The organism is Pseudotamlana haliotis (genome assembly GCF_008806375.1).
Classification (GTDB): Bacteria; Bacteroidota; Bacteroidia; order Flavobacteriales; family Flavobacteriaceae; genus Pseudotamlana; species Pseudotamlana haliotis.
Genome location: NZ_WAAT01000025.1, coordinates 33,207 through 46,652 on the forward strand (window position 1 = coordinate 33,207; position 13,446 = coordinate 46,652).

General features: G+C 34.8%; 13 protein-coding genes. 6 read left to right on the forward strand and 7 right to left on the reverse strand.

All coding sequences use genetic code 11. The features are described from left to right. Positions 1–11: 11 nt before the first annotated feature. From rmuC to F6U93_RS03500, 3 genes are read left to right on the forward strand one after another with little or no spacing between them, the layout of a single operon-like run. Positions 12–1,400 (forward strand): DNA recombination protein RmuC, encoded by a 1,389-nt coding sequence (rmuC, locus tag F6U93_RS03490; RefSeq protein WP_150936886.1) that lies wholly within the window; start codon positions 12–14, stop codon positions 1,398–1,400. 12 nt (positions 1,401–1,412) lie between these two features. Then, positions 1,413–1,787 carry a 6-phosphogluconate dehydrogenase gene (locus F6U93_RS03495; RefSeq protein WP_150936888.1) on the forward strand — a complete coding sequence of 125 codons (375 nt, stop codon included), beginning with the start codon at positions 1,413–1,415 and terminating at the stop codon, positions 1,785–1,787. Between the two features lie 6 nt (positions 1,788–1,793). Beyond that, positions 1,794–2,330, forward strand: coding sequence for an acyl-CoA thioesterase (locus F6U93_RS03500; protein ID WP_150936890.1), 537 nt, complete (start codon positions 1,794–1,796; stop codon positions 2,328–2,330). A 47-nt stretch (positions 2,331–2,377) separates the two neighbouring features. On the opposite strand, the gene carB is transcribed toward F6U93_RS03500, so the two are convergent. After that, the gene (carB, locus tag F6U93_RS03505) at positions 2,378–5,233 is read right to left on the reverse strand and encodes a carbamoyl-phosphate synthase large subunit (protein WP_150936892.1); all 2,856 of its coding nucleotides are present in this window, start codon (positions 5,231–5,233) and stop codon (positions 2,378–2,380) included. 113 nt (positions 5,234–5,346) lie between these two features. Beyond that, entirely contained in the window at positions 5,347–5,508 is a 162-nt protein-coding gene (gene rpmH / locus F6U93_RS03510; RefSeq protein ID WP_042495769.1) for a 50S ribosomal protein L34, read from the reverse strand. Between the two features lie 302 nt (positions 5,509–5,810). On the opposite strand from rpmH, the gene F6U93_RS03515 reads away from it, so the two are divergent. Continuing rightward, positions 5,811–6,386: a DUF2892 domain-containing protein gene (locus F6U93_RS03515; RefSeq protein ID WP_150936894.1), complete on the forward strand. Its 576-nt coding sequence runs from the start codon at positions 5,811–5,813 to the stop codon at positions 6,384–6,386. 256 nt (positions 6,387–6,642) lie between these two features. Here the strand turns inward: F6U93_RS03515 and F6U93_RS03520 are convergent, their stop codons facing one another. Beyond that, the gene (locus F6U93_RS03520) at positions 6,643–7,569 is read right to left on the reverse strand and encodes a lytic transglycosylase domain-containing protein (protein ID WP_150936896.1); all 927 of its coding nucleotides are present in this window, start codon (positions 7,567–7,569) and stop codon (positions 6,643–6,645) included. A 36-nt stretch (positions 7,570–7,605) separates the two neighbouring features. Further along, positions 7,606–8,274, reverse strand: coding sequence for an alpha/beta hydrolase family protein (locus tag F6U93_RS03525; RefSeq protein ID WP_150936898.1), 669 nt, complete (start codon positions 8,272–8,274; stop codon positions 7,606–7,608). Positions 8,275–8,389: 115 nt separating this feature from the next. Here F6U93_RS03525 and F6U93_RS03530 point away from each other — a divergent pair, with 115 nt between their 5' ends. Further along, positions 8,390–8,686: an N-acetyltransferase gene (locus tag F6U93_RS03530; RefSeq protein WP_150936900.1), complete on the forward strand. Its 297-nt coding sequence runs from the start codon at positions 8,390–8,392 to the stop codon at positions 8,684–8,686. 62 nt (positions 8,687–8,748) lie between these two features. Here F6U93_RS03530 and mtaB read toward each other — a convergent pair whose 3' ends face one another. Continuing rightward, a complete protein-coding gene (mtaB, locus tag F6U93_RS03535) occupies positions 8,749–10,074 on the reverse strand; it encodes a tRNA (N(6)-L-threonylcarbamoyladenosine(37)-C(2))-methylthiotransferase MtaB (RefSeq protein WP_150936902.1) in 1,326 nt (441 codons plus the stop codon). Positions 10,075–10,222: 148 nt separating this feature from the next. Here mtaB and F6U93_RS03540 point away from each other — a divergent pair, with 148 nt between their 5' ends. Continuing rightward, on the forward strand, positions 10,223–11,845 hold the full coding sequence (locus F6U93_RS03540) for an ABC transporter substrate-binding protein (RefSeq protein ID WP_150936904.1): 1,623 nt from the start codon (positions 10,223–10,225) through the stop codon (positions 11,843–11,845). Here the strand turns inward: F6U93_RS03540 and F6U93_RS03545 are convergent. Then, complete coding sequence (locus F6U93_RS03545) at positions 11,829–12,533, reverse strand: lysoplasmalogenase family protein (RefSeq protein ID WP_150936907.1); 705 nt, start codon at positions 12,531–12,533, stop codon at positions 11,829–11,831. The two genes, F6U93_RS03540 and F6U93_RS03545, sit on opposite strands and share 17 nt — an antisense overlap. Before the next feature lie 22 nt (positions 12,534–12,555). Further along, the gene (locus F6U93_RS03550) at positions 12,556–13,251 is read right to left on the reverse strand and encodes a lysoplasmalogenase family protein (protein ID WP_191963446.1); all 696 of its coding nucleotides are present in this window, start codon (positions 13,249–13,251) and stop codon (positions 12,556–12,558) included. Between the last annotated feature and the right edge of the window lie 195 nt (positions 13,252–13,446).

Consider the following 13,446-nt stretch of genomic DNA (forward strand, 5'->3'; position numbering starts at 1 on the left):
CTTTTTTTTAAATGAACGACAACATCATTCTTATTCTTGCTATTCTAATTGCTGCAGCCATTGGGGCTTATGTTGGTAAACTCATTTCACAGCTTAAAAGCAAAAGTGAGAAAAGCAGTTTAGAAGAACGCAACAGCTATTTACAAGAGCAGATCAGGGCCATTAAACAACAAGGTGAAGCCGAAAAACAAAAAGAAAAGGAATATTTTGAAGCACAGTTAAACAACTTAAAAGAAAGCCTTTCAAAGGTTGAAATTGAACGCGAATCGATTCGCCGTGAAAAAGATTTTTTAAATACAGAACTTACGAGGAAGAATTCTGAATTTGAAAACCTTCAGCTGAAAAACAATGAACAAAAAGCTGAAGTCGAGCAGCTTCAAGAAAAATTCACCAAAGAATTTGAAAACTTAGCCAATAAAATTCTAGAGGCTAAATCGGAGAAATTCACCCTTCAGAATAAAGAAAATATCAAAAATATACTGAGTCCGTTACAAGATAAAATTAAAACGTTTGAAGAAAAGGTAGATACTTCTCAAAAGGAAAGTTTGATGATGCATACTGCTTTAAAAGAACAGTTATTAGGCTTGAAAGATCTAAATCTTCAAATGACCAAAGAAACCACGAACCTCACTCGTGCTTTAAAAGGTGATAGTAAAATGCAAGGGAACTGGGGCGAATTGGTTTTAGAGCGTGTCTTGGAGAAATCTGGATTAGAAAAAGACAGAGAATATTTTGTACAACAAAGTTTCACTAGACCAGATGGGACTCGCGTACTTCCAGATGTGGTTTTAAGTCTGCCTGATGGCAAAAAAATGATTATTGACAGCAAGGTATCGTTAACCGATTACGAGCGTTTAGTCAATGCTGAAGACGAAGACAAACCTTTACACCTAAAAGCACACGTAAACTCGATTAAGCGCCATGTTGACCAACTTTCAGAAAAAAATTATCAGGATTTATACGATATGGAATCGCCAGATTTTGTACTCATGTTCATTCCCATAGAACCCGCGTTTGCTGTGGTTGTTAATGAAGACAATTCGATTTACAACAAAGCTTTTGAAAAAAACATCGTGATTGTGACGCCTTCTACCCTATTGGCGACTTTACGCACTATTGACACCATGTGGAACAATGAAAAACAACAACGCAACGCATTAGAAATAGCACGACAAGCAGGCGCGCTGTATGATAAATTTGAAGGCTTGGTTACCGATCTTACCAATGTTGGAAAAAAAATAGATTCAGCAAAAGGCGATTATTCATCAGCAATGAATAAATTAGTAGACGGAAGAGGAAATATCATCGTGAGCATTGAAAAACTCAAAAAAATGGGTGCCAAGGCTAAAAAAGCCCTTCCAGATGCCATTGTTAAACGTGCTCAAGAAGATCACAACTAATACTATGAACAAATGAAAACCTTTATTAAAATTATTATCGTTCTATTCGTCATTGCCGCTGGATTTTTCAGCTTTTTATATTTTGCCAAGTATAGCGAAGGTGTTCGCGCTGGTGAACTTGTGAAATTCACGAAAAAAGGCTTAATTATCAAAACCTGGGAAGGTCAAATTAGTCAGGGGGTTTCAGAGTCTCAATTTTTTGAGTTTTCGGTTCAAAACAGCGAACAAGGGGTGATAGACGACCTTAATAATTATCAGGGGGAATATGTGAAACTTCATTATTTTGAACGTTACCGCGACCTCTTTTGGCTAGGGCACACCAAATACTTTGTAACCAAAGTTGAAAAAATAAAAAAACACGAACAGTACAATCTAATCAATAAATAGTATCTTATGTTTAAACACGCATCAGAATCTCAAGTTTCTATAACCCAGCTCATGCTGCCTTCCCACTCTAATTTTAGTGGAAAAATTCATGGCGGACATATCTTAAGTTTAATGGATCAAATTGCTTTTGCTTGCGCTTCAAAGCATTCGAGACATTATTGTGTCACCGCATCGGTAAACCGCGTCGATTTTCTAAACCCTATTGAAGTAGGCGAACTTGTAACCTTAAAAGCCTCGGTCAATTACACCGGAAAAACCTCAATGGTTGTTGGACTTCGCGTAGAGTCACAAAACATTCAATCTGGAGAAATAAAACACTGTAACTCATCTTATTTCACCATGGTTGCAAAAGATGAAAGCGGCAAAAATGTTAAGGTTCCTGGTTTAATTTTAGATGATATCCAGGCCGTAAGACGTTTTGCAAGAAGTATTGCTAGGCAAGAACAAGCAAAAACGAGATCATCAAAATTTAAGTCTTCAGAATTTAAATTTGAAGAACATTTGGAGTTTTTAGAGAATCAAAACGCTAAATTAAAACTATAAAAAAAGCCGCTTAAAGCGGCTTTTTTATTATATGATATACTGATGTATTATTTACTCAAGTACATTTTACGTCTAGCATATAAGTCATAAAACTCATCATCTTTCAAGCTATCAATAAACAAGATACTTTCTCCTGTACTCTTCATTTCAGGTCCTAAACGTTTATCAACATTAGGGAACTTATTGAATGAGAACACTGGTTGTTTGATCGCATAACCCTCTAATTGCGGGTTAAAATCAAAATCAGTTACCTTTTTCTCACCTAGCATCACTTTAGTCGCGTAGTTTACATACGGTTCTTTGTAAGCTTTAGCGATAAACGGTACCGTTCTAGAAGCTCTTGGATTCGCTTCAATGATGTACACCTTATCTTCTTTAATCGCAAACTGAATATTAATTAAGCCCACCGTATTTAATGCCTTAGCAATAGTATGGGTGTGGTCAATAATTTGTTGTTTTACTAAATCACCAATATTAAATGCTGGTAAAGTTGCGTTTGAATCTCCCGAGTGTACCCCACAAGGCTCGATATGCTCCATGATTCCGATAATGTAAACATTACCATCAGCATCACAAATGGCATCAGCTTCAGCTTCAATAGCACCATCTAGATAGTGGTCTAATAGAAGTTTGTTGTTTGGTATTTTACGAAGTAAGTCTACTACGTGCTCTACCAATTCTTCCTTGTTGATTACAATTTTCATTCCTTGTCCTCCTAATACGTATGACGGACGTACTAAGATTGGGAAGTCTAATTCTTCAGCTAATTTTAAAGCTTCGTCTGCATTTTCAGCAACTCCAAACTCTGGGTACGGAATATTGTGATCTTTTAATAATTTTGAGAAACTACCACGATCTTCAGCTAAATCTAAAGCTTCAAAACTCGTTCCTATAATTTTAACACCGTACTTGGTTAATTTTTCAGCAAGCTTTAAAGCCGTTTGACCACCTAACTGAACAATGACACCTTCTGGGTTTTCATGACGAATGATGTCGTAGATGTGTTCCCAGAAAACAGGTTCAAAATATAATTTATCTGCCGTATCAAAATCGGTTGAAACAGTTTCAGGGTTACAGTTGATCATGATGGTTTCGTAACCACATTCAGCAGCTGCTAAAACACCGTGTACACAACAGTAATCAAACTCAATTCCTTGTCCGATTCTATTTGGTCCAGAACCTAGTACAACAATCTTTTTCTTATCGGTAACAACACTTTCGTTATGAACGTAAGTTTCACCTTTTGCTGTTTCAATTGTATTTTCAAACGTAGAATAGTAGTATGGTGTTTTTGCTGTAAACTCAGCCGCACAAGTATCTACTAATTTGAATACACGTTGAATGTTTAATTCTTCTCTTTTATTATACACTTGACTTTCTAAACAACCTAACATATGAGCGATTTGACGGTCACCATATCCTTTTTGTTTAGCTTCTAATAGTAAATCACGGTCAAGTGAATCTATAGTATAATTTGAAATTTCCTTCTCTAATTGGAATAATTCCTCGTACTGCTTTAAGTACCACATGTCAATTTTTGTGATATCATAAATCTGACTTAATGGAATACCCATAGCAATCGCATCGTAAATGACAAATACACGATCCCAACTTGCATTGGTTAATTTATCAATGATTTGGTTGTAGTTGGTGTACCCTTTTCCATCTGCACCTAAACCATTACGTTTAATCTCTAAAGACTGTGTTGCTTTGTGTAAGGCCTCTTGGAACGAACGTCCAATTCCCATCACCTCACCAACGGCTTTCATTTGAAGTCCTAAAGTTCTATCAGAACCTTCAAATTTATCGAAATTCCAACGCGGTATTTTTACGATAACATAATCTAACGTTGGCTCAAATAAAGCTGAAGTTGATTTTGTAATTTGATTATCTAATTCATCTAAAGTATAACCAATAGCTAATTTGGTTGCTATTTTTGCAATTGGGTAACCTGTTGCTTTACTCGCTAAAGCGGAAGAACGTGATACACGAGGGTTAATTTCAATAGCAATAATATCTTCTTTATCATCTGGAGACACTGCAAACTGAACATTGCATCCGCCTTCAAAATCTCCAATACTGCGCATCATTTTGATGGCCAAGTCACGCATTTTCTGGAAAGTACTATCACTTAAAGTCATTGCTGGTGCCACGGTAATAGAATCTCCAGTATGGATTCCCATTGGGTCCATATTTTCAATAGAACAGATAATCACCACGTTGTCATTTCTATCACGAAGAAGCTCCAACTCGTACTCTTTCCATCCCATCATGGCTTTATCAATCATCACCTCATGAATAGGTGACACTTCAAGACCATTACGTAATTGCTTATCAAAATCAGCTTCATCATAAACAATTGCAGCACCGGCTCCACCTAAAGTAAAGGAAGAACGAATACATAAAGGGAAACCAAACTCTTGAGCAATCTCTTTTCCTTTTAAGAAAGAAGTTGCTGTAGCTTGAGGAGCCATATCAACTCCAATTCTACCCATTAACTCACGGAACTGTTCTCTATCTTCAGTAATATTGATCGCGTTGATATCAACACCAATTAATTCAACATTAAAGTCTTTCCAAATCCCTTTTTCATCTGCTTCAATACATAAATTTAATGCTGTTTGCCCACCCATTGTTGGCAATACGGCATCAATTTGTGGATGCTCTTTTAAAATTTTTATAATAGACTTGGTATTCAAAGGCAGCAAGTACACATGATCGGCCATAGAAGGATCGGTCATAATAGTTGCTGGATTTGAATTGATCAAAATCGTTTCAATTCCATCTTCTCTTAAAGATCGTAAAGATTGTGAACCTGAGTAATCAAACTCACATGCTTGCCCAATTACAATGGGTCCTGATCCAATAATAAGTATTGATTTAAGTTTTGGATTTTTCGGCATTTTCCTAGTTATTATGTTGTATTATACTATTTTACAAAAGTAACAATGATGTAGGTATAAAAAAAGGCGTTACACTTAAGTAACACCTTTATATTATAAACAATTATTCATTATTATTTTTTATGTCTTGTTTCAGTTGATACAGACAATTTTTTTCTCCCTTTAGCTCTTCTACGAGCTAATACCTTTCTACCGTTAGCAGAAGCCATTCTTTCTCTGAAACCGTGTTTGTTTCTTCTCTTTCTTTTAGAAGGCTGAAATGTTCTTTTACTCATTGTCTTATATCTTTAAAATCTGAAAATGTATGTTTTTTTAATCCTTTGGGCTTTCTTCAAAACCGAGGGCAAATATACAAAGACTTTTAACTTTCGCAAACCATATTTGAAAAAAAATTCAATAAATTTTATTTTCTAACCAAAAGCAGCTAAGACCGTTATATATTAAGGACGTAGCTCGTCTTTTGTTAAACAACTTTATACTGAATTTGATAAAAATTTAGTTTCTTTGCAGTCTTAAATTGGCGAAAAAGTGTCAATTTAGAGAAAAACACATTACAAAGTTAATCGAAACTAGACCTATGTTCAACAAAATTATAAAACTTATTATTGCTGCTGGCCTTATTGCCTATGCTGTATATCAATTTACTGAAAGTAATATTGGAAATGGTATCATGCTTATTTTATTAGCGGGTATCTTCATATTCCTTTATTTTAAGAATGAATTTATACTATTAGCTTTTTTAAAGCTGCGTAAACAAGATTTTGACGGTGCAAAAAAATGGTTAAACAGAATTAAAAACCCTGAAGCCGCTTTAGTAAAAAAGCAACAAGGGTATTATAATTACCTTCATGGTATTATGGTATCTCAAAGTAATATGAATGAGTCTGAAAGGTATTTTAAAAAAGCCATTGAATTAGGATTATCTATGGATCATGATTTAGCCATGGCAAAATTAAATTTAGCAGGTATTGCCTTTTCAAAGCGCAGAAAGCAGGAGGCGACAAGATTGCTTAATGAAGCGACTAAGCTTGACAAGCAAAACATGTTAACCGATCAAATTAAAATGATGAAGGACAACATGAAACGTGCTCAAATGCCAAACCAACATTATGGTGCTGGCGGATCGATTAGAGCGCAAAAGCGTCGCGGATAATACATCGCCTTCTTTTAAAAATAACAAAAAGCTCAAAACGTCATGTTTTGAGCTTTTTTTGTATCTATTATATCCACCCTTATTTAATGAATTAATTATACCAATTATGATTTAAAGGCGCCCTAAATAATTTGGAATATATTGGATTCATATGAAATACAAAATCAAAGCATAGCAGCGCTACGGTTATATTTTTTATTAAAATGTGAGTTTAATAGAAACAAATTATAGGGCTCATTTTAGGTTATAATTGGTATTACCTATTTGGGTAAACGCCTTCTTTAGGAATTTCAATATGATATAGCTTTCTACTATCGTTATTAAGCTTTGGCTCTCTCAACCAAGGGTTATGCAGTTTTAATATTTTATAGTTAATATCAAACTTTTTAGCAAAAAGGGCAAAATCAGTAACTGCTGTATCTACTTTCACTTTAAAAGTTGGGACTTGAGTATACAAGTCTTTTTCTCTAAAATTGAAGCCATACGTTGTAGGGTTTGATAAGATTTCTTTTAAGGCTACAATTCTAAACACATAGCGTCCAGTTTCATCTCCAAGTAATAAATCATAGTAATCATCTACCATTTGCTCTTCCAAGCGTCTAGACACACCCGTATTTCCAGCATTATAGGCAGCCGCAGCAAGCGTCCAAGATCCTAACAATTCTTTCGACTCTAGGAGGTATTGACAGGCTGCTTCTGTAGATTTTTCAAGATTATATCGTTCATCAACATTATCATTAACCTCTAAGCCGTACTCCTTAGCAGTAGAAGGCATGATTTGCCAAACACCTCGAGCACCAGCGGGAGAAACGACGTTTAACAGTCCACTTTCTATAACTGCTAAATATTTAAAATCGTCAGGAACCCCATGCTTCTTTAAAATAGGCTCAATTATTGGAAAATATTTATGTGCACGCTTAAACATCAGTAAACCGTTAGATTGCCAATAAGTATTGACTAACAACTCACGATCCATCCTCTCATAAATATCTGGATTATTAACAGGTACTGGCTCTCCTGCTAAATTCAAATTATCAGGCATTTCTAGAGCGTAAACATTATAGCCATTAACACGTTCCTTTTCATAATTCTCATCTGTAGGTGCGTCTTGCATGGCGTAGATAAATAATCCGCAAAGCCCCAAAAGCCCCATAAACATCAATCCTTTTTGTAGTATTTTCATTTCTAAAATTTTACATTAAAGGTAAAGAATTTTCGACTATTCTGCTAATATAATCTGCGGTAAATTAGCATTAAACCACCTGTATTTATTAATAATCATGATGTGTGTTCCTTTAGAGATGCTAATACAATTTGAGATATACTGTATAGGAAAAACAGGGTCTTTATCGCCATGAATGTGAACGATATCAGAATCGTATTCCTCTTGATCCCAACACACCATTTCTTTAATAGCCCAACTTAGGTAATCAGGATTTGTAACTGAAAGGTATTTTTTATAAAGCTCTAAGCGCTTAGTCATCACTTTTCCGAAGGCATATTTTTCAAACACATCAATTTTACTGGCCAGTTGGGTTGGAACAATTTTATAAGCCCCAGTCATTCTAGTCAGCTGCATTTTTTTAGGTAATTCGTGCTTGGTTTTCACACTTGAAACAATAATGAGTTTTCGCACCAAAATGTGCTTACGCATCTCTTGAACCAAAACGCCACCAAAGGACACTCCTATTAAAACGGGACGTTCATGCTTGATGTGTTTGATTAGACGTAAAGAATAATCTGATATCGATTCCTCATAACTTAAAGGGATTAACCACTCTAAAAAATGGACTTGAAACCTGTCTTTTGGCAAGACAATATATTCAAATATTTTTGAGCTCGCCCCCATCCCCGGCATGAAGTAAACATGTATTATCTCTTGACTCATAAGGCATTAACGATAATTTTACTTTTTCTTAACGTTTTTTTTCGTACTTTTGCAAAAAGTTTAAAATAAATAGCCCTCACTATTTAGGAATTATTAAAAACTAAAATAAGACAAAATGGTTGAAGCTGCAGAATTAATTGACAATGATTTTCTACGTCAATATGAGATTAAGATCGATAATCATTTGGCAATAATCGAATACGCCTTACAGGAGAGAAAAATATTTTTAACGAAATTAATTATTCCTGAAGAAATTACTGACGAAGATTTCCCAAAGGCTTTTCTAACCTTAGTTTTCGAACAAATTCAGGAACGCAATCTAAGCGTGGTACCTACAAGTCCTGAAATCGCAAAATTTGTAAGAGGTAACAGAAAGTACAAACGTATGCTTCCTGTTGGCGTAAGAATATAAGCGCTAAATTAATACAAGACATGATTAAAACCTGAAGCTTAAACCTTCAGATTTTTTTTGTTTTAAGCCGAAAGCACTTTCACAAAATCAAAACGCACCAAACCATCTTCATCAATTTCAGTAAGTTGCACAGTATGTAAGGTATTCACCAAATCAGGGTTCCATGGTGTTTTAACCTTTACGTAATTTTCGGTAAATCCGTGAATATATCCTTCTTTATTTTCGCTTTCAAATAGCACGGTTCTTTGTGTTCCTAACTGACTTTCATAAAAGGCACGACGCTTTTTAACCGATAAACCTCTAAGCATTTTACTGCGTTTTGACCTTACATTTCCAGGCACTACCCCCTCCATATCAACGGCTTCCGTATTATCGCGCTCAGAGTAAGTAAAGACGTGTAAGTACGAAATATCAAGTTCAGCTAAAAAATTATAGGTTTCTAAGAAATGCGTATCGGTTTCCCCTGGAAAACCAACAATCACATCAACCCCAATACAGGCATGTGGCATCACTTCCTTAATTTTTGAAACACGATCTACGTACAATTCTCGCATGTAACGGCGTTTCATTTTTTTAAGAATCTCATTATTTCCAGACTGTAAAGGCACGTGAAAGTGCGGCACAAAAGCACGAGATTGCGCTACCAAATCAATGGTTTCATTCTTTAATAAATTAGGTTCAATAGAAGAAATTCGTAAACGCTCAATACCTTCAACTTTATCTAATTCGGTAACTAGGTCTAAAAAGGTATGTTCGTGTTTTTTGTTTCCGAACTCTCCCTTACCATAATCACCAATGTTTACTCCAGTTAAAACAATTTCTTTAATGTTTTGCTGTGAAATTTCTCGGGCATTCTTAAGCACGTTATTCATAGTATCACTTCTAGAAATACCACGAGCCAACGGAATGGTACAATAGGTACACTTATAATCACACCCATCTTGAACCTTCAAAAAAGCACGGGTTCTGTCCCCTATGGAATAAGACCCCACATAAAAATCGGCGTCTTCAATCTCACAAGAATGCACTTCACCAAAGTCATTTTTAGATAAGTCGTTTAAGTAGTCTGTAATTTTAAATTTCTCAGTCGCACCAAGCACTAAGTCGACCCCATTGACATCTGCTAATTCTTGAGGTTTTAGCTGCGCATAACACCCAACAGCAGCAACGAAAGCGTTTTCGTTTGCCTTTTGAGCTTGCTTTACTATGGTTTTAAAACGCTTATCTGCATTTTCGGTTACCGAACAGGTGTTTATCACGTAAATATCTGCCTTTTCAGAAAAATCAACCCGATCAAATCCTTCCTTACTGAAATCTCTTGCTATGGTAGAGGTTTCCGAAAAATTCAACTTACAACCTAACGTATAAAATGCGACCTTTTTATTCATGCTATTTTGTTATCCTGAATTTGCTTCAAGATCATTTTAAAATTATCTTTACCCTTTCACATTTCTAAAATCATTAGAAAATGATTCAGAGTATCAGGTGAATTTACCCATCCTGATTGGGCGTGCAAATTTACAACTAATTAGTTACATGATAAAACCTAAAACCAAACAATTAATCAACTACCTATCAATTAGTTATATTGCACTTTTATTAATTTCTTGCAAGTCTGATGTTGACATCAACCGAGATCATTTGGTTTTTAGATATAACGAATATGCCAACATCAACACATTAGATCCCGCTTTTTCACGAACACTACAAGACAACTCGGTTTGTAATCAAATATTTAACGGACTCGTACAATTGGATGAAGAACTCAACATCCTGCCTTGTATTGCTAAGGACTGGACGGTTTCTGAAGACGGAATTACCTACTCCTTTAACCTTAGAAAGGACGTTTATTTTCACAATCATAAATTATTTGGAAAAGACTCTACAAGAACCGTAGTTGCTGAAGACTTTAAGTACAGCCTAAACCGTTTAAGAGACGAAGAAATAGCTTCTCCTGGTAGCTGGGTTTTAAATAAAGTAGATGACTTTGAAGCCATTAACGACACCATTTTTGAAATAAAACTAAAGCAACCCTTCCCTGCCTTTATCGGACTTCTAACCATGAAATACTGCTCGGTAATTCCAAAGGAAATCGCTGAATTTCACGGTTCAGATTTTAGAAATCACCCTATAGGTACAGGGCCGTTTAAATTTAAACGCTGGGAAGAAAATATTAAATTGGTTTTCAGAAAAAACCATAACTATTTTGAAAAAGACGAAACGGGCAATCCGCTACCTTATTTAGAAGCAGTGGCTATTACTTTTTTACCTGACAAACAAAGTGAGTTTTTACAGTTTGCCCAAGGCAACATCGATTTTATTTCTGGCCTTGACGCCTCGTATAAAGACGAACTATTAACCGCCAACGGAAAACTTCAAGACCAGTATACTAAAACCGTAAATATGATTCGCGGCCCCTATTTAAATACAGAATACCTCGGTTTTTATTTAGATTCTGAAACTCCAGAAATCCAATCGCTTTTACTACGACAAGCCATTAATTACGGTTTTGATCGCAAAAAAATGATTACCTATTTAAGGAATGGCATTGGTAATCCTGCCAACGGTGGTTTTATTCCTATGGGCTTACCTGGCTACAACGCTTCTATAGGCTACGACTACCAGCCTCAAAAAGCCAAGCAATTGGTTGCTCAATTTATAGAAGAAACAGGCATTACAAACCCAAAAATTACTTTAGTTACCACGAGTAACTACCTGAGTTTTTGTGAATTTATTCAACGTGAACTTGAAAAAACAGGATTAAATATTCAAGTTGACGTGATGCCAGAAGCTTCCTTGCGTTCTGCACGTTCAAACGGTAAGGTAGACATGTTTAGAAGCTCATGGATTGCTGATTATCTCGATGCTGAAAATTACTTATCTATTTTCTACAGTAAAAACTTTGCCCCTAATGGCTCAAACTATTTTCACTATAAAAATGAGAAATTTGATAGCCTCTACAATAAGGCCTTTACTGTAACCGATATTGAAAAAAGAAAAAAAATATACACAACCATGGATTCGCTAGCAATGAAACATGCCCTGATGGTGCCTTTATATTACGATGAAGTCATACGTTTTACAAGACAAAACATTGAAGGTCTAGGGGTTAATCCTATTAATTTATTAGACCTAAAACGGGTTAAAAAGAGTCTTTAGCGCCCTCGATCTCAGGCTTCTCGATAATAATACCATGAATGATGAGATATATACCTGTGGCATAAAAAAACATGATACTAAAATCTTGGTATGGCACATCGGTTTTAAAGGTTTTTATAACCATAATACCTTCCGAAAGCATATAACTCAATACACCTACAAAAACCAGAAGATAACTTTTTCTATCCACCACACCTTTTCTTAAATAAGCAAATTGACATAGTAGCAAAGAAATAAAATAACTAATAATTGCTGGAAAAAAGAAATTACCTAGGTCATGATAGATAAAGCTTACTAAACCCATTGTATAAACAAATATAACAACAGAAAACGGTATTAACCGCCGTACTTGAAAATCTGATTTATGTGAAAACCTAAAGCATAAAAACAATTTAGCCACGGAATATATAAACAAGCTTGTAACTAATAGGTAAATGTTTTCATGATCAATAATTAATAAGTCACCAAGAAAATAACAAACTAAAGCGAGCATAGTCCACCAATAATTACGCCTATTCGTTGCCGAATTATTATAGTAGTAATAAACTATTAACAAGAGCATTACAGGAGGTTTTGACATAAAACGATAAGGATATACAGGCAGACACACCTTAACTACCGTATCTATTAATAATACGACAAAAAAGAGTATGAAAAACTTTTTTTTATCTCTTATAATCCCCATCATACTTATCACTTAGTAAGAAACTTTAAATAATATATTTAGGTTCAATTCTTTTTTCAATAACGATACCATGTACAATTAAATAGATTCCTGTGGCGTAAAAAAACATGATACAAAAATCCTGAAATGGCAAATCAGTTTTAAAGGTATTTACAATGGTTATGCCTTCTGAAATCATGTAACAAAACACACCTACTAACACATAAAAATAGCTTTTTCTATCTACAGCTTCTTTTCTTAAATAAGCAAATTGACACAGTAAAAGCGATATAAAATAACTAATAAGCGCTAACAAGAAGTAATCGCCAAGACCTTCATAAATATATATAATTAGGCCTACTGTATAAAAAAATATAACAATAGAAAAGGGAATTAACCGACTCACCTTAAAATCATACTGGTGAGAAAACCGAAAACACAAGAACACCTTCCCAAGAGTATATACGACAAAACTAGACACCAATAAAGTAACATTCTCTCTGTTAATAATTAACAAGTCTGCAATAAAAAAACAGCCCAGTGCCAACATCACCCATGAAAAATTACGTCCTCTTGATGTTGAATAATTATAATAATAATAAGCAATAATAAGCAAGATTACTGGAGGCTTAGAAATAAAACGATATGGCCAATGAAAATTAGATTTAACTACGGTATCGATGAGTAGAAAGATAAAAAATAGTACAGCAAACTTTTTTTTATCATATAAAACAGTCATCATACTACTTGATTTGAGCATAACATGGTGTCATTTATAGGCTTAGGAGGGATTTACTTTCCTCTGCAAATTACAAAAAAATTACTATCCTCTTAAAAAAGAATGCTAATTTAGTTAAAGCTCCTTCTAATCACATCCTTAAGCGCTTCTTATTTTGAGGATGATTTCACAATTCAAACAGCTCTAGAATGTCGTATA